The sequence below is a fragment of the Thermodesulfovibrionales bacterium genome (genome assembly GCA_035686305.1).
Classification (GTDB): Bacteria; Nitrospirota; Thermodesulfovibrionia; order Thermodesulfovibrionales; family UBA9159; genus DASRZP01.
Genome location: DASRZP010000024.1, coordinates 1 through 17835, shown reverse-complemented (window position 1 = coordinate 17835; position 17835 = coordinate 1). Strand labels below are relative to the sequence as shown.

Here is a 17835-nt window from a genome sequence, read left to right as displayed (position 1 = left end):
ATAATAGTCTGCACATTCTTGGCCGTCATTCCCGCGAAGGCGGGAATCCACTTTGAACAGAATGGATGCCCGACTAAGGATCTCGGGCATGACCAATAATAGGGAGCACATCTGTAAATATTATTTTGAGACTGTTAATATATTCACGGATGGCACGGTCCGACGAGAATATCCCGAGACACACTCAGCAGACTTCTCGAATTAAGTAAATATCATCGATTTTTCATCGAAAATTCACGTTCTTAGGATTAAGATAAAGTGTACGATATCGGAAGATAGGCAAACAGGTTAGAGTACAGGCTGTCAATATTGGATACCCGTCCCCCCTAGGACAAGCATGGGAAAAGAGATACAGAACGTCATGAACATTGAAGATGGTGGGGCAACGTTTTCACTGGTCGTCCATGACCGGCCCCTGACTCTCGACGAAGTCACTATCCTCCAAAACCTTGAGGGGGTGGAACGGATCCTTCTTGGAGATAACGCATTCACGATAATATTCAAAATCGAACGTGCTTGGGGCCTGACGGGCTCTGTGATTGTCGAGGCTGAGCGAGCTATAAGGAATGCTCTCCTTGACAATACCTGTCTTCATCTCCATGTCAACAGATAGATGAACGTGGCTCCCCCCTTGGGGGCGCGGCGATTCAGCGGGAGTTCACTCTTCCCGTGGTGCCGGTCTGAGCAGCTCCCATAGCCAACCCCAGTTGTTCAATACTGATCATCCCCGGTAGGGAGTCCAGTACTATCGAAAGATTTGCTGAGAGCGTCTTGACTATTTTTGAGGTTTTGCTAAGATAAAAAAGGTTGTGGTATTATTAGAACTCGGTATGAACAAAATCATCTCCGTATTGACATTGATTGCTACGGCATTCCTTGCCGTTTCAGTCACAGGCGCAGCAGATGACTGTCCTTCATGTCATGGCCGCAAGGGAACCTCTCGCTTTGTCGACATCGCTGCCTACCAGGGCTCCGTTCATGGCAAGTTTTCTTGCAATTCCTGCCACCTTGACATCGTCCGCTACCCCCACGGCACTGTCTCCCAGGTGAACTGCGTCATCTGCCACTTCACGGGAGACCGGGGTGCGCCGAGGGTGAAGGAATTCAAGTTCAGCGTCCATGACAAGGCGATACAGCAAGGGAGCAGTGCGGCGCCGAATTGCCAGACTTGTCATGGTTCCCATGAGATCTATCCTGCCAAAGACGACCGGTCGGCCACGGCCAGACAGAAGATCCCTTCCCTCTGCGGACAATGCCATGCCGGAGAATACGAGGAATATGAGCGGAGCGTCCATGGAAAGGCGCTCCTTGAGGAGAAGAACCTCGCTGCTGCCACCTGTTTTGACTGCCACCTCGAACACCTCGTACCAAAGGTGGACGAGGAAGGCTGGAGACTGTCCCTCATAAGGCAGTGCGGCCGGTGCCATGCCGAAGAGATGTCCACCTACCGCAAGACCTTCCACGGAAAGGTGACGCGGCTCGGTTATACGACAGTCGCCAAATGCGCGGACTGCCACGGTTCCCACGGCATCCTCAGGGTAAAGGACAGAAATTCGAAGCTCTCTGAATCGAATATCGTGAGCACGTGCAGAGGCGGAAACTGTCATCCGAAGGCTACGGCCCGTTTTACCCGCTACTATGCCCATGCCGAGGAGAGCGACAGGAAAAAGTATCCCGTACTTTACTATACATACCTCTTTATGACAATTCTTCTCATAAGTGTCTTCAGCTTCTTCTTCATCCATACGTTCCTCTGGGCCTATCGCGCGCTGAGGGAACGAATTGAGGGAAACGCCGGGAGGGAGAAATGAAATTCTTTCAGAGGTTCAATGCCTACCACAGGGTCCTCCATGCGACCGTAGCGTTGAGCTTCCTCGGACTTGTTGCATCGGGCATGCCGTTAAAATATTCTCAGGCTCCCTGGGCCGAATGGCTCATGAGACTTCTTGGCGGTTACAAGAGTGCCGGTCTGATTCATCGGACATGCGCCGTTGTCACCTTCGGGTACTTTACCGCCCACATCCTTTACGTCGTTTACTATATAGCGATTGTCAAGCGATTCAGGTTTAACCCCTTCGGGCCGGAATCCATGGTCCCCAATCTGAAAGACTTGCAAGACATCTATAACAGTTTCAGATGGTTTTTGGGTCTCGGGCCCCGCCCCCATTTGGACACCTGGACCTACTGGGAGAAATTCGACTATTGGGCGGTCTTCTGGGGCGTGGGAATGATCGGCGTATCAGGATTATTCCTCTGGTTCCCTGAGTTCTTCGGGAGTTTTGTGCCGGGCTGGGCCTTTAACATAGCGACGATCATCCACAGCGATGAGGCTCTCCTTGCTGCCGGTTTCATCTTTACCATCCATTTCTTCAACACTCATCTGAGGCCGGAAAAATTCCCCATGGACACCGTCATCTTCACCGGGGAGATCCGCATGGACGAATTCATGCATGAGAGACCGCTTGAGTATCAGCGCCTCATTGAACGGAAAAACCTTGATGCCTTCGTGACCTCCCCTCCTTCCGAGGGGTTCCTGCTCCTGAGCAGCTTCTTCGGGTCTCTTCTCGTCCTCACGGGGTTCTTTCTCCTCATCCTGATTATTACGGGACAATTCTTTTATTAGCGTTAGTTTCATGGAACAGAGCGAACGGGACATCTTTATCAAGAATATCTTCTGCAAGGTCGCGCCCTATGTCGACCCGCTGAGCACGGCCTTCAGTTTCGGGCTCTGCAATGTCTGGAGGAGGAAGCTTGTCTCCCTCTCGGGCATCAAAAAGGGAGACCATGTGCTTGACATATGCACCGGCACCGGCGAACTGGCGGTGCTCCTTGTGGATGCAGTCGGGCCAGAGGGTTCTGTTACGGGCGCCGACTTTTGTGAAGATATGCTCGGAAGGGCGATAGGGAAGATAGATCCGGCCGTACAGAACGTGTCCTTCGTCGTCTCCGACGCTAAAGACCTCGTCTTCCCCGATGACACCTTCGATGTCGTGACCGTTTCCTTCGGCATGAGGAATATCCCTGATACGACATCGGCGCTGAGAGAAGCACGACGCGTCCTGAAACCCGGGGGCCGGTTCATATGCCTCGAACTGACTCAGCCCGAAAAGACATGGTTTCTGCCGGTGTACAAGTGGTATATCTTCAAGGTCATACCTTTCCTCGGAAAGATTTTTACGCATTCTTCCGACCCCTATTCCTACCTGCCCGTTTCCATCGAGGCCTATTATCCTCCCGAGGAATTCAAACGCATAATCGAGGAATGCGGATTTTCACATGTGAAGGCTTATCCGCTGTCCGTCGGAATTGCGACGATTTACCGGGGCGACAACGATGGATAAGATCTCCATGCTCTGCAAGGCGGACCGGACGCTCATGCATGACTTCAGCGGCCGGTGTCTTGACCACCTGAATCAAAACCGCCCCTTCAGGTTGTTCCTGACCCCCTTCCACCGTTTTCTGGAGGCCAACGTACTCAAAGAAATAGAGAAGGACCGGTTCATCATCGAGTATGCCGTTAGGGCCTTTGATGCCGGAGACTGCGAAGGCGCGGTGCACAGAGAAGAGATTTTTGAAAAGACAAAGGAGGTGGACGCAGAGTTCATCCGGAGGGTATCGGTCCCTCTCCTGTCAATAAAGGTCTGCTACGACGAGATCGCTCATATCAGGAAGGGAAGGATCGCGTCCCTCTTTCGCATGGTTTCAGACCTCCTGCGAAACTGGGAAGAATCGATCTCTTTCCCCGCCATGGTGAGAAAGACCTTTACGCCCGAGGGGTATGCAGGGGCGATCATTGAGATGCTCCATCTGTACAACCTCGAAACGAAAACATTGAGCAACTCGATCAAACTTCCTCCACCTGCCGGAAGGGCAAAGGACCACCTCACCGCTGCGCTTTTTGCCATCATGGAAACGACTGCAAGAGAAATCGTCGCTGACTACAGCGATAAGATATACGGCAGACAGTCGTCTTTATGTCAAAACCTGACCTGATCCTCATTCATCCGCCGAGCGTCTTCAGGTTTCGGGAACTCCCCATCTTTTCCGGTCCTGTGAGTGATGTCATTCCTTCGTCTTCGGTTTTCGAGATCTATCCCATAGGGTTCCTCACCATATCAGAGTATCTCCACAGGCACGGGATGTCCGTCCGGATCGTAAACCTTGCCCTGAAGATGCTTGGTGATGCGTCATTCGACCCTGAGAAGTTCATCAAGAGACTCAGGCCCGCTGCCTTCGGTATCGACCTCCACTGGCTTCCCCATGTCGACGGCAGCCTGAGTCTCGGAGAACTCCTCAAGAAACACCATCCTGAAACACCGGTGATCTTCGGCGGGCTCTCCTCAACCTATTACTATCAAGAGATCATGGCCGATTACCCCTTCGTGGATTTCATTGTGCGCGGAGACTCAACTGAAGAGCCTTTAAGAATGCTTATGAACGCAATCAAAGCAGGCAAGGGGTATGAGACCATACCGAACCTGGTTTGGCGGAACCGCGACGGCGATGTGGTAGTCAACGACTTCGCTCACTGTCCTGACAACCTCGATTACGTCAGACTCGATTATCCCCATCTCCTCAAGATGGCGCTCAAGTATCTTGACCCGTCAGGGTATATCCCCTTCCATTACTGGATCACGTACCCTGTTACCGCCGTCTTCCAGTGCAGGGGATGCTATCGTAACTGCGCTTCCTGCGCGGGTTCCCTCTCTTCCTTTAAGAAACTCTGCATGAGGGAGAGGCCTTGTTTTCGGTCTCCCGACCTCCTTGCCGGAGATATCAGGAAGATCTCTGAATACACGGGAGCGCCGATCATGGTGATCGGCGACCTCCTCCAGGGCGGCGAAGCCTACGCCGAAGAGTTCCTGGATTCAGTCAGGGCACACAACATAAAGAACGAGGTGACGATCGAGTTCTTCAGTCCTCCGCCTGAACGGTTTATCAGGAAGACCGCCGACTCTTTCAAGAACTTCAATGTCGAGATATCGCCGGAATCCCACGACCCGAAGGTGAGGAGCGCTTTCGGAAAACACTATGATAACGGAGCATTCGAGCAGATGATCGGGGATCTTATCGAGGCAGGGTGCAGGAGGATCGATCTTTTCTTCATGGTGGGACTGCCATACCAGGACTATTCGTCGGTGATGGACACGGTGAGCTATTGCGATGAGCTTTTGAACAGATACGGCAGATCGGGAAGACTTCATCCGATGATCGCACCCCTTGCCCCCTTCATAGACCCGGGAAGCAGCATATTTGAGGAACCGGAGAGGTTCGGCTACAGGCTTTTCTCGAAGACCTTACGCGAGCACAGGAAGGCGATGCTCATGCCGAGCTGGAAGCATACCCTGAATTACGAGACCCGGTGGATGACGAGAGACGACATCGTTGAGGCCACGTACGAAGGCGCACTGAGGTTACTCGACATTAAGGCGAAATACGGGATAATTGACACGAGCAAGGCAGAGACGCTCGGAGAACGTATCAGGCGTTCAAGGGCCCTGGTCAGGACAATCGATGGGTCAGGCGTTGTTGACGACACGACAAAAGCAGAGATACGAAGTCTCAACAACCTCGATTCACTCTGTGACAAGCACGAACTCGATTGGCCTGTGAAATGGTGGAGGATGAATTTCGTGAAGATCCTCAGATTGTTGACACAGTAAACGTTCTTCGAGACTATCCCTGCCTGAGCAGGACATACGTTGCCCCAAGGCCGCCATCACAGTCCTTGGCTGTAACGAAGGCAAGGACCCATTTCCTGAAGGACCCCTGGAGCCGGCTCTTCAGGGCCTCCTTGATGACCGGGCCCTTTGGGGACCTGAGTCCTCTTCCATGGATCACCTTGACGCAGCAAAGTCTCCTCCGAAGTGCGTCCCGGAAGAACTCCGTAAGGGCTTCTTCCGCCTCGACAAGGGTCATACCGTGAAGGTCGATGCCGTCCTGCACGGAAAATCCTCCCTCATGAAGCCTTTTCGTTATGTCCCTTCGTATTCGGGGACCTGTCCATTCCATGTATTCGTCCGTATCGGAAAGGCGGATCTTTGTCTGCCCCCTCACGATCTGTTCGAGAAGCTCTTTGTCCCTGTTGCCTCTCCGGCGAGGACAGGGCTTCATTCGCGGAGGACGCCTCACGGGGATTTCCCTGAACTCACTGATCTCTCTGACCCCTGACATTGCCTCGAGAAAGAGATCTTCATCAGACCGTTCCTGAGGACCCCTCGTCTCTTCCGGAAGGGTTTTCAGCATGCCCTTCCTGCTTTCAAGGGCGATTTTGAGATCCCTGAACGATGTGAGCGAGTGCGATGCTCTCTTCATCGAAAAGCTCCCCTCTTCTGAAGCAGTTCGTTACGGCGTTCTGACCTTCCTCTTCACCTTATGACAGAGCAGACACTCGTCCTTGGGCGGGTGCGTCTTTTTTCGTTCGGCCACTTTGCCGGGACCATGGCACTCCATGCAGGCTGCGTTGTCGCTAAGGGCCGCGTGGCGACTGTCCTCGGGGATGCGCGGGGCCCTCGTCCCTGAAAAGAGCGTGAGGAGCCCAAGGACAAGAAGGACAAAGATGACAAAGATTATCGTATTCTTCATGCTTCGTCTCCGGTCGTCTCTATTATAGCAACTTGCCACCAAAATCCACCATCACGATATTCGGGAGGAGACCGTCGGCAGCACGACAGCGGATTCACCCATTCTCGACAGGCATCCTGCCTGTCTCCGAGGTACCGGCACGAAGAACGGTTCATCCGTTGTTCTCATGCCTTGCGAAGCGCGTCTCCCTATGATTGGCGCATGGGAAATCTTCCCTATCATACCGCATCTTCATGCATGTTGACATTCCGGCCAGGATGTGCAATAATAATCTCGGTCCGGCAAGCCTTTGTTTGACCTGGGGGCTACAAGGAGTAGCCTTTCTTATTTGCCCCTCTCCGATATGGACGGGTTCAGATGCAGCAGAACGAAGCAGACGTGCATCACGGAAATTCAAAGGGCCTGGAGGGAAGAAGATGAGCAAGAGACTTTTTGTAGGGAACCTGTCGTACAAGGCAGATGAAGAATCCTTGAAGGGAGTCTTCGCCGAGATAGGAGAGGTCCAGTCATGTAAGATCATAACAGACGCGGCGACCGGTCGTTCGAAGGGATTCGGTTTTGTAGAGATGTCGTCGGATGCTGACGCTGATAAGGCCATTGCAAGCCTCAACGGCAAGACCTTTATGGACAGGGCCCTCACGGTGAATGAGGCCCGGCCGCAGGCCGACAGGCCCCGTACCGGAGGCGGAGGCCGGAGGGGCAGCTTTGATAAAGGCGGAAGGAAGTCAGACACTTGGAGATAAAGGTAATAGGAAATGACGTCGAAGGTGCGATAAAGCTTCTGAAGAGGAAGATACAGCGGGACGGTCTCCTGCGTGACCTTAAGGAGAGGCGGTTCTACGAGAAGCCCTCTGTTAAAACGAAAAGGAAGCAGCGAGAAGCACAGAAGAGAAGACGTAAGAGCATCAGACTGAAGAGTCAGGGCAGATCAGCCACAAAGCCTACATAGTGTATCCTGCACGTTGTCCTGGTCTGTGACGGGTGTAACTCGTTCAGACAGTTCACTCGCCTGAATGGAAGACCTCTGTCACTTTTCGGCAGTTCACTCTCAGCGAAACAATGTTCGTTACCAAGGGAGAAGAATGGAGTATAAGAAGTTTTATGAGTTCGGGATATCGGATGCGCTCTTAAGTTCCCTTTTTGCGATGGGATTTGAAGAGCCCACACCGATACAGAAGATCGCCATTCCTCTGATACTCAAAGGACGGGACATCGTAGGTCAGGCCCAGACGGGCACGGGGAAAACCGCTGCCTTCGGCATCCCCATCATAGAGATGGGCAAGAGAGGCAAGGCCCCCTTGGCCTTTGTTCTCGTCCCGACGAGGGAACTCGCTGTCCAGGTGGCCCAGGAGTTGAACAAGATCGGCAAGAACAAAGGGATTCTTTCGGTTCCGATCTATGGCGGCCAGTCGATTGAAAGACAGATCTGGAGCCTGAAGAAAGGGGTCGATATCGTCGTCGGAACACCAGGCCGCGTCATAGACCATATCCATCGGAAGACCCTCGTCCTCAAGGAGATCAAGGTCCTCGTTCTCGACGAAGCCGACGAGATGCTCAATATGGGCTTTATTGACGACATCGAAGAGATCCTGAAGGACATCCCGGAAAAGCGGCAGACACTGCTTTTCTCGGCAACGATGCCACAGGAGATCCGCAGGATCGCTATGAAATACATGAAAGACCCTGAAAACGTCAGGGTCAACACGGCCGACATGGTCGTCTCTAAGATCAAGCAGGTATTCTATGAGGTGAGGGAAGAGGACAAGATAAAGGCCCTGACGAGACTCCTCGATGTAGAAGCCCCTTCGCTGACGCTCGTTTTTTGTCACACGAAAAGAGACGTCGATGACGTGTCGGGGAAATTGCAGCAGATGGGGTACTATGCAGGAGCTATCCACGGCGACTTCACCCAGTCTCACAGGGAAGAGACGATGGGGAAATTCAAGAGAGGAGACATCGACATCCTTGTCGCCACAGACGTAGCGGCCCGTGGACTCGACATTCCTGATGTTTCCCATGTGATCAATTACAGTATTCCCCAGGATCCCGACGGCTATATCCACAGGATCGGGAGAACGGGAAGGGCAGGAAAATCGGGGATAGCCATAACCTTTGTCTCTCCCAGGGAATACCGGCAACTGAGGCTCATAGAACAGTCGGCAAAGACAAAGATAAAGAAGGCCAAGCTGCCAACGAAGGAAGACGTCAAGAAGGCAAGGGAAGAGGAAGTCATTGCCGACATTAAAGAGGCGATTGCGGACGAGCGGCATACCAGGTACCTTCACCTCGCTGATGAGATGCTCCGCAGCCATTCTTCCAGGGATGTTGCCGCAGCTGCCTTCAGTATCGCCTTCGGCGACATGGAGGTGGATGAAATAGAAGAACCCGCTGCAGTCGGTTCCAAGACAGGGTTCGTAAGGCTCTTTGTGACTATTGGCAGGAAAGACAAGATAAAGGTTGCCGATATCGTCAGGTCGATCTCGGCAGAGGCAAACATTCCCGCGAAGAAGATAGGGAATATTGCCCTCTTCGATACCTTCAGTTTTGTCGAGGTGCCGGCCCATCTCGCGGACAGGGTCATCAGCACGATCAATGATATCATGCTCCACGGCAGGCGCGTAACGGTGCAGCACGCGAAGGAAAAACGCACGGGGGCGCCTCGCGTGGCGAGAAACTCAAAGAGGTCCATGCCACTGTTATCATAACAGGAGACATGGAGAGACCTTCAGTACCGGACGAGGTTTTCGGCGTCAAGACCTCTGCCAGGCCCCGCAAGGTTCAGTACTCTTCTTGGTGGTACCACTCCGGATTTTCGAGCCACATTTCCGGTCTCGAGACAAAATCGATTATCCGTTCCAGGATAAGATAATGTTTTCTCTCTTCATCGGCAATCTTCAAAAATATATCTTTCTGATCCGCATCTGCTGCTTTACCCGCCTGGTCGAGGTAAAAGTCCCGGCTCTTTTTTTCGATCTCCTGGGCCTTCTTGTAAAGCTCCTTCTCAGAGACAATGCCTGTGGCAGTTTCCTCTTCCTCTTTCATCTTGAGGAAAATATTCCTGGCCCTCGACATTATTTTTGAATGGCCGATATGAACCTTTTCTTTCTCCTGCATCTTCCGGAAGATATCGTAATGTACGACTTCCGCATCGGCAAGCATAATGCATATATTCCTAAGCCCCCTATGATCAACCTTTTCCGCCAACTCGCGATAGTAACTCTCGCCGTCTTTTTCCATCTGCATCGCATATTCGTAGATGTTCATCATGACCTCCTTCGGTATCGTCATAGATGTCTCGTTCAACGGTCACATGGCCCTCACCGTCATGATACCACGTTTCGAGCCGGATCAGAACCTTTCAGGAGACTCCGCAAGAAAAAAAGACATCCCCTTCTGCTCCAAAGACAGCATCCTCTTTAGGGTTAGGGACAGGTGAGGTCACAGTCGGACGTATGCAACATCAGCCGGGGAGACCGATAACAAGTCTCTCGAGACAACTCTTCAGCCCCTCATCCATTTCGATGAACCGTAACCCCGCCTCATAGTACGGTTCAGCATCATCCCTTTCGGAAGCCTCCCCTCCCACGGAAGACCAGACAACGAGACCTTTCGTCGAAAAAACGTCATCGTTGTGAGGATGCATCCTGATTCCGTAAACGGCGTTCTTTGTCAGCCTTTGCGAGGTCCGCAGGGAGATTCCGCCGAGACTGATATCCTTTATGACGGCACTTCCGGAAACAACGAGTTCTGCTAAAGGACCCTTCTCTGTCTTATAACGCTCATGCCGCCTTTCTTCCCTCTTCTCCCCCATTGACGACGGTATGCTCTCCTTCTTGAGCTGCTTATGCTCATACATGAGTTCATCTGCCCGATTGAGAAGTTCCTCAAGAGAGCAGGGCTGCTCAGGATTATAATGCACCATCCCCATGCTGACTGACAGCTTGTATCTTCTCCCTGTCTGCTGAATCCTGAGACTGTCCTCAATGTGCCGGGTAATCGTTCTTTCAACCCCTGGCCCGGAGGTATCAGTTATAAGAACGGTGAACTCGTCTCCCCCAAGGCGGGCAATAATGTCCGACGCACGAAAGGTCTTCCTGAGTATGTCAGATAAGTCCACCAGGGCCTGATCGCCCTCCCGGTGTCCAAACTCGTCATTGATCTTCTTCATCTCGTTCAGATCGAGGTAAAGGATAGAGAAACTCATCCTGTTCCGTCTGGCGATTTCAAAGTGTTTCTGCGCAAGGGTAAGGAAGCCCCTACGATTGAGGAGTCCGGTAAGCTCATCCGTTATCGAAACAGTACGGAGTTTCTCCTCCAGTTGTTTCCGCACCGTGATGTCCCGAATGATCCCGGTGAAGAAGATGCCACCCTTTCTCTCCCAATTCGCAAGGGAGATCTCCACAGGAAATTCACTGCCATCCTTTCGCATGGCTGTTATCTCATAATTTCTTCCCATAATCTTTGATTTCCCGCCAGACACAACTTGTTCCATCCCCTTCTCGTGGGCCCGTCTGAACCGCTCCGGGATAATGATGGTCAGCGGCTTACCGACGGCCTCGTCAGAAGAATACCCGAAGAGCGTTTCTGCCGCCCTGTTCCAAAATCTGATATTTCCGCTGCCGTCGGCCACGATGATGGCATCCAGGGCAGATTCCGTTATTGAACGAAAGACTTCCTCATTGTCTCTCAGCTCTTGCGCAGTCTTCTGCAGTTCCGTGACGTCAGCGTCGGCTCCCCGGTATCCGAGGAGGTTCCCTTTGTCATCCAGGAGGGGAACACCGCTCATCAAGAGCCAGACCGTTTTGCCCGACTTGTGTATGTTCCGAGTAAGAAATTCACGGAAAGGCTCTTCTCTGGAAAAGGCCTCGAAGGCCGCCTTTTTTGATATCTCTCTGTCTTCAGGATGAAAGAAATCATAGAAATAGGCTCCGAGGACTTCGTCCTCCTTATACCCCAATATCTTCTCGACAGCACAACTGGAGAACGTGTACCTGCCGCTTAGATCGACTTCCCATATCCACTCCAGGGCATTCTCAGCGATATCGCTAAAACGTTTTTCGCTCTCCTTGAGGGCATTCTCCACCTCCTTGCGGTCGCTGATGGAGCGGATGTGGCACTGGATCACCTTTTCCTGATTCACTATATAGACATTGCTCTCAAATTCCACATCGACGGTCCGCCCGTCCTTTGCTTTGAGAGGGAGATCATCATAGCGCATGTATTCATTATTTTGTATGGCAGAGAAGAATTCATCGCGTTCTCTTATGCCCTTTACAAAACCTGTCTCCCACATTTTCTTGCCCAATAAATCATCGAGTGAATGGCCGAGCAATTTCAAAAAATAGGGGTTAACATCATGAATCTTTCCTGTTGCCGCGTCAGCAATGAGGATCCCCTCTTGAGACGCCTCGAAAAGACGCCTGTAGCGAGTCTCGGAAAGCTTTATCGCCTCCTCGATCTTCTTCTGAACTGCCGCCTCTTTCTGCAATTCGACTATCCGCCGCTGGCGGAGTCTTGAAAGTTCTTCTCTACTGTCTTCTGTCCCCATAGATTAAGCCTATCATAAAGAAATGTCTTCTATAAAGATAGAAAAAACACATAAAGGACGCCAAAGAAATCTGCCCCATCCCGACGACTTCAGGACAGGGCAGAGGGACTGTGTTCTCTATGCGGAGCTTCCAAATCCTGAGAAGAGCCCGGCGATTCCGTTATGCCTGCTGTTCAGGTGACCACTTCGCCATGTGCTTCAGGTATTTCCATCTCCTCGTTACGTCTGCCTGGGCCTGTTTCATCAATGCCGCAGCCAGCTCAGGATTGCTTGCCCGTAAGGCACGGTAACGGTTTTCGTTATAGGCATAGTCTTCGAAGGTGATTGTCGGTTCCTTGCTGTCTATGACGAGGGGGCTCTTGCCCTGTGCCTCAAGTTCCGGGTTGTAGCGGTAGAGGGGCCAGTGGCCGCAGGCAACGGCCCGCTTCTGCTCATCGATCCCTTTCTCCATGTCAATACCCTGGGCAATGCATGTTGAGTATGCGATGATCAATGAGGGCCCGTTATATGCCTCGGCCTCGGAAAAGGCCTTCACCGCCTGCGCAGGATTTGCGCCAAAAGCTATCTGGGCCACATAGACGCTGCCGTAGGTGGCCATGATCAGCCCGATATTCTTCTTCGGCGTCCTTTTCCCGCCGGCCGCAAACTGGGCGGTGGCTGCAAGTGGAGTTGATTTTGACATCTGGCCGCCGGTATTTGAGTAGACCTCGGTGTCGAGGATCATGATGTTTATGTTCTGACCCGATGCCAGGACCTGATCAAGTCCTCCGTACCCGATGTCATAGGCCCATCCGTCACCACCGATGGCCCATACTGATTTCTTGATGAGATAATCAGCAAGGGAGAGGAGACTCTTTGCCTCAGAAGAGCCATCTCTTGAGAGCCTCTTCTTCATCTCGATGATGCGCGTCCTCTGTTGCTCGATCGCGTTCTGCGTCGACTGGTCGGCGTTCATAATGCTCTCGAAGAGTTCCTTTGCGTCTGAATAGGAGGGGGTCTTGAGAAGTCTCTCCATTAACTCCCTGGCCTGGAAATTGAACCGGTCCACCGTCAGTCTCATCCCGAGACCAAACTCGGCGTTGTCTTCGAAGAGAGAATTTGACCATGCAGGCCCCCTACCGTCAGCCCTCTTTGCATAAGGCGTGGTCGGGAGATTGCCGCCGTAAATGGATGAACAACCCGTCGCATTGGCGATAAGGAGGCGGTCTCCGAACATCTGGCTCAGGAGTTTAATATAGGGTGTTTCTCCGCATCCTGCGCAGGCGCCGCTATACTCGAAAAGGGGTTTGACAAACTGGCTTCCCTTAACTGTTGCCACGTTGTACTTCGAGGGATCTGTTTCGGCCAGGCCGAGGAAAAACGCATAGTTTTCCGCTTCCTCTTTCCTCAACGGCTCCTGGAGTCTCATGTTGATCGCCTTGAAGTCGGGTATCTTCTTTCCCTCAGCATCCTTCTTGAATGCCGGACAGTTAAAGACGCAGGAGCCGCACCCTGTGCAGTCCTCAGGCGCAACCTGGACTGTAAATTTGAGTCCTTCGAGTTCCTTGCCCTTGGCATTGGCAGATCTAAAGCTTGCCGGCGCGTTTTTCAAGAGCGAAGGCTCATAGGCCTTAATCCTGATCGTTCCATGGGGGCAGACGAAGGAGCACTGGCCGCACTGGATGCAGATGTCGGGCTCCCACACCGGTACATGGACGCCGATGTTCCTCTTTTCATATTGCGTCGTACCCGTCGGCCATGTACCGTCAGCAGGCATGGCCGAAACAGGGAGGGAATCTCCCTTGCCCGCGACCATCAAGGCTGTCACATTCTTCACGAAGTCAGGGGCATCTTCAGGCACTGGCGATTTCATCCGTATCGTACTCGTGGCCTTATCCGGAACAGGCACCTCGACAATATTCTGGAGCGCCTTGTCTACCGCGGCATAATTCATCTCGAGCACCTTCTCGCCCTTCTTCATATAGGTCTTCTTGATCTCTGTCTTTATTGCCTTGATCGCCTCATCCTTCGGTATGATGCCGGAGATCACGAAGAAGGCCGTCTGCATGATCATGTTGATCCTGGCGCCCAAACCAATCTCCTCGGCAAGGGCAATGGCGTCAATGATATAGAATTTCATCTTTTTCGCTATGAGCTGTTCCTGCACCTCCCGCGGCAAGGTCTCCCACACCTCATCCTTCGAATGGAGTGTCGTCAGCAAAAAGGTTGCTCCTTCCTCTGCGCGGGAGAGCATATCGTACTTCTCGAGGAATGAAGGGTTATGGCAGGCGACAAAGTTTGCCTTCGAGAGGAGGTAGGGACTGAGGATCTTCTCCTTTCCGAAGCGGAGATGAGAGGTTGTGATGGAGCCCGACTTCTTGGAGTCGTAAACAAAGTACCCCTGAGCATAGTTGTCCGTCTCTGCGCCAATAATCTTGATCGTATTCTTGTTCGCCCCGACGGTCCCGTCGGAACCCAGCCCGTAGAACATTGCGCCGTAAACGTCCTCGCTCTCAACGCTGAAGGATTGGTCAAAGACAAGACTAGTCCCGGCGACGTCATCATTGATGCCGACGGTGAAGTGGTTCTTTGGCTCTCTCGCTGACATATTATCGATGACCGCCTTCACCATGGCAGGCGTGAAGTCCTTCGAACCGAGACCATAGCGGCCGCCGACAATCTTCGGATAACTCTTGAAGGGCGCCGTTCCCCGGCCCATGGCCTCGCCGATAGCAGTCCTGACATCGATGTAGAGGGGTTCGCCGATAGCACCGGGTTCCTTGGTACGGTCGAGAACGGCAATCGATTTCACGCTGGGCGGAAGGACACGTATAAAGGCATCTACGTCAAAGGGCCTGAAGAGTCTCACCTGCACCAGCCCCAACTTTGCGCCTTTCGCGTTCAGTGCATTGATCGTACTGAGGACCGTTTCGCCTCCTGAACCCATGATGATGATGACACCTTCGGCCTCGGGGTCGCCGAAGTAATCATAGAGCCTATACCGTCTTCCGACGATGCGGGCAAATTTATCCATAACCTTCTGCACAATCTCAGGGGTGGCCTGGTAATACTTGTTTACCGTCTCCCTCCCCTGGAAATAGACATCGGGGTTCTGTGCGGTCCCCCGTAACATGGGACGGTCCGGGCTGAGCCCCCGTTCACGATGGGCGATGACGAGGTCTTCATCGATCATCGCCCGCATGTCATCAAAGCTCAGTTCTTCGATCTTCTGGACTTCATGGGACGTCCTGAAGCCGTCAAAAAAGTGTAGGAAAGGGACCCTTGATTCGAGTGTTGCAGCCTGAGCGATGAGCGCGAAGTCCATCGCCTCCTGGACATTCTTCGAACAGAGCATGGCGAAGCCGCTGGAGCGCACTGCCATGACATCCGAATGATCCCCGAAAATAGACAATCCCTGGCATGCAAGGGAGCGGGCAGTTATATGAAAAACCGTAGGCGTCAGTTCACCGGCTATCTTAAACATGTTCGGCATGATCAGCAAAAGCCCCTGGGAAGCCGAGATCGTTGTTGTCAAGGCGCCCGTGGTGAGGGAACCATGGACCGCTCCTGCAACGCCTGCCTCGGACTGCATCTGACTCACCAGCGGCACCGATCCCCATATGTTCACTTGTCCCCCTGCAGACTTCGCATCGCAGATCTCCGCGATCGGGGAAGAGGGGGTTATGGGATAGATCGTAATGATCTCATTCGTGGCATGCACCACATAAGCACACGCCGTACAACCGTCAACAGTCACCATCCTTCTGCTCATGTCTCCTCCTTATCAAAACAGACGCATCGTCGTTTAAGGTATCTCACTATTTTACAGCAATTCACGAAAAAAAAAGATGCTTCGGAATCATCGCCATGCCATAACCAACCGAAATCGCCATAGGCAAAACTCTGACCCAGGAAATTCATAAACCCGGACGGTAAGATTAGGGCTGATCTTGGCATAGTTCGCGGAAGCCCGTTCTTCGGCCTCTGTCGCCTGTCGTATTTGTTATACTGAACACATATGAAGACGGCCTTTCTCTATTCCGATGATCTCGTACAGTTTGACTACGGTCCGGACCATCCCCTAAAGACCTTCAGACTGAAACTCACATACGAACTCATAAAGGCTTACGGACTCCTATCCCTCCCGGATACACGTTCCGTCGAGGCAGAGATAGCGGCGGATGAAGATGTCCTCCTTTTCCATGAGAGGGCCTATATCGAGATGCTCAAGGCTGCAAACAGCGGAATCGCCTTGCCCCAGGCCGAGCATTTCGGTCTCGGTCCTGGTGATAATCCCATTTTCCGGGGACTCTATGACTGGTCAAGGCTCGTGACCGGGGCATCCCTTCAGGCGGCCGATATGGTAGACAGCGGAGAGGTCGGCATCGCCTTTAACATATCCGGAGGGCTTCACCATGCCGTGGCATCAAGGGCATCAGGTTTCTGCTATATCAATGATCCCGTTGTCACGATCATGTCGCTCCTCAGGCGGGGAAGGAGAGTGGCCTATATCGATATCGACGCCCACCACGGCGACGGCGTCCAGGATGCCTTTTACGATTCCGACAGGGTATTGACCGTATCGATCCATGAGACGGGGAGGATGCTCTTCCCCGGCACGGGGTCCGAGAGAGAGATGGGCAGGGATAGAGGAAGGGGATATAGCGTAAACATCCCTCTCCCTCCCTCATCGGATGACGAACTCTTTGTCTACGCATTTACCGAGATAGTGCCGCCGCTTATCGTAACATTCAGCCCTGATGTCGTTGTCACCCAACTTGGCGTCGACTCCTTCCGCGGCGATCCCCTCGCCCATCTCAATTACACGACAGAGGGATTCTGTGACGTTGTGAAGAAGATACGGGATATCTCCCCGAAGTGGGTAGCTCTTGGCGGCGGAGGGTATGATGTGGCGAATGTTGCAAGGGCATGGACCCTTGCCTGGGCGATCATGAACAGGGTCGAGATACCTGATGAGATTCCTCAGCTTTTTCTCGATTCTTACCGGTATGACGGTTTTGAGAGCGGAAGGCTGAGGGACAAGGATTACAGCGAAGGGGGGATCAGAAAAGAGCTCATGAGGAAAGAGGTGGACAGGGTGATCGATTTTATCAAAGAGAAGGTGTTTCCCCTTCTGGGGGCCTAACCCGGTTAATCCGTACGTCTGCGAACCTGCGCCCCAATACACTGTCGGAGCATTCTGCAACTACTGTTGAGCAAGGGAAACATAGGGAACAAAGGGACACTTCCCATATTAGTTTTTACTCTTTGGCTTGCCGACGCGAAACGACAGCAAAGCCATGTTTGGATCGGAAATCAAAATCCTTGCCGAGCTTGTCAAAGTGCGGTGTATCAGGTGGACGTGCTATCGAGAGCCGCGCGAGGAACAAGGCGCGTCTGAAGGTGAGAGACGTCATATTGAAACAACGCTCTCACACCGTATCCTGTCCGGTCACTCCCCCGGACACGATGAACGCCATCACCTGGCCGCTTTCGGCCCTGAGCGGTGTAAAAAAATAAAGGGGACGGTTCTGTTTTGTTTATTGCCTTTTCGTCGGTTGTTGTCTCTCGTACCACCTAAACAGGACTTTCGGAGATCTAAGCTGACAACAGGGCACAAATGGTTGATAATGGCTGGTTTACAGCTTTGAATTTTGTAAGATCCAACCGTCCTTTACTGCATATCCAAAGATCTTTAGGACTTCGGATTGGGTCTTCGTTAG

General features: G+C 52.5%; 15 protein-coding genes. 10 read left to right on the top strand and 5 right to left on the bottom strand.

Annotated features, from left to right (window positions below; all coding sequences use genetic code 11):
• The first annotated feature begins 337 nt into the window (after window positions 1-337).
• From VFG09_02655 to VFG09_02630, 6 genes are all read left to right on the top strand, one after another.
• Window positions 338-613 (top strand): hypothetical protein, encoded by a 276-nt coding sequence (locus VFG09_02655; GenBank protein HET6514034.1) that lies wholly within the window; start codon window positions 338-340, stop codon window positions 611-613.
• Between the two features lie 217 nt (window positions 614-830).
• Window positions 831-1811, top strand: coding sequence for a cytochrome c3 family protein (locus tag VFG09_02650; protein HET6514033.1), 981 nt, complete (start codon window positions 831-833; stop codon window positions 1809-1811).
• Window positions 1808-2623 carry a cytochrome b/b6 domain-containing protein gene (locus VFG09_02645; protein ID HET6514032.1) on the top strand — a complete coding sequence of 272 codons (816 nt, stop codon included), beginning with the start codon at window positions 1808-1810 and terminating at the stop codon, window positions 2621-2623. Before VFG09_02650 ends, VFG09_02645 begins: the two co-directional genes overlap by 4 nt.
• A 10-nt stretch (window positions 2624-2633) precedes the next feature.
• Window positions 2634-3341, top strand: coding sequence for a bifunctional demethylmenaquinone methyltransferase/2-methoxy-6-polyprenyl-1,4-benzoquinol methylase UbiE (ubiE, locus tag VFG09_02640; protein HET6514031.1), 708 nt, complete (start codon window positions 2634-2636; stop codon window positions 3339-3341).
• The gene (locus VFG09_02635) at window positions 3334-3993 is read left to right on the top strand and encodes a hypothetical protein (GenBank protein HET6514030.1); all 660 of its coding nucleotides are present in this window, start codon (window positions 3334-3336) and stop codon (window positions 3991-3993) included. Before ubiE ends, VFG09_02635 begins: the two co-directional genes overlap by 8 nt.
• Window positions 3975-5663 carry a TIGR04190 family B12-binding domain/radical SAM domain protein gene (locus VFG09_02630; protein HET6514029.1) on the top strand — a complete coding sequence of 563 codons (1689 nt, stop codon included), beginning with the start codon at window positions 3975-3977 and terminating at the stop codon, window positions 5661-5663. The genes VFG09_02635 and VFG09_02630 overlap by 19 nt, the downstream gene beginning before the upstream one ends.
• 13 nt (window positions 5664-5676) lie before the next feature.
• Here the strand turns inward: VFG09_02630 and VFG09_02625 are convergent, their stop codons facing one another.
• Entirely contained in the window at window positions 5677-6315 is a 639-nt protein-coding gene (locus VFG09_02625) for a Smr/MutS family protein (GenBank protein HET6514028.1), read from the bottom strand.
• Window positions 6316-6345: 30 nt separating this feature from the next.
• Window positions 6346-6585, bottom strand: a complete 240-nt coding sequence (locus VFG09_02620) for a hypothetical protein (GenBank protein ID HET6514027.1) — start codon at window positions 6583-6585, stop codon at window positions 6346-6348.
• Window positions 6586-7001: 416 nt separating this feature from the next.
• Between VFG09_02620 and VFG09_02615 the strand changes: the two genes are divergently transcribed.
• The 3 genes from VFG09_02615 to VFG09_02605 all read left to right on the top strand — a co-directional run bounded on the left by VFG09_02615 (window position 7002) and on the right by VFG09_02605 (window position 9290).
• Window positions 7002-7328, top strand: coding sequence for an RNA-binding protein (locus tag VFG09_02615; protein HET6514026.1), 327 nt, complete (start codon window positions 7002-7004; stop codon window positions 7326-7328).
• Window positions 7319-7534 (top strand): 30S ribosomal protein S21, encoded by a 216-nt coding sequence (gene rpsU / locus VFG09_02610; GenBank protein ID HET6514025.1) that lies wholly within the window; start codon window positions 7319-7321, stop codon window positions 7532-7534. Before VFG09_02615 ends, rpsU begins: the two co-directional genes overlap by 10 nt.
• A 133-nt stretch (window positions 7535-7667) precedes the next feature.
• Entirely contained in the window at window positions 7668-9290 is a 1623-nt protein-coding gene (locus VFG09_02605) for a DEAD/DEAH box helicase (protein ID HET6514024.1), read from the top strand.
• Window positions 9291-9363: 73 nt separating this feature from the next.
• On the opposite strand, the gene VFG09_02600 is transcribed toward VFG09_02605, so the two are convergent.
• The 3 genes from VFG09_02600 to nifJ all read right to left on the bottom strand — a co-directional run bounded on the left by VFG09_02600 (window position 9364) and on the right by nifJ (window position 15884).
• Window positions 9364-9873, bottom strand: a complete 510-nt coding sequence (locus tag VFG09_02600) for a ferritin family protein (GenBank protein HET6514023.1) — start codon at window positions 9871-9873, stop codon at window positions 9364-9366.
• A gap of 172 nt (window positions 9874-10045) precedes the next feature.
• Window positions 10046-12133, bottom strand: coding sequence for a PAS domain S-box protein (locus tag VFG09_02595; GenBank protein HET6514022.1), 2088 nt, complete (start codon window positions 12131-12133; stop codon window positions 10046-10048).
• A gap of 160 nt (window positions 12134-12293) precedes the next feature.
• Complete coding sequence (gene nifJ, locus VFG09_02590; GenBank protein ID HET6514021.1) at window positions 12294-15884, bottom strand: pyruvate:ferredoxin (flavodoxin) oxidoreductase; 3591 nt, start codon at window positions 15882-15884, stop codon at window positions 12294-12296.
• A gap of 246 nt (window positions 15885-16130) precedes the next feature.
• On the opposite strand from nifJ, the gene VFG09_02585 reads away from it, so the two are divergent.
• Window positions 16131-17258, top strand: a complete 1128-nt coding sequence (locus tag VFG09_02585) for an acetoin utilization protein AcuC (protein HET6514020.1) — start codon at window positions 16131-16133, stop codon at window positions 17256-17258.
• The last annotated feature ends 577 nt before the right edge of the window (window positions 17259-17835 follow it).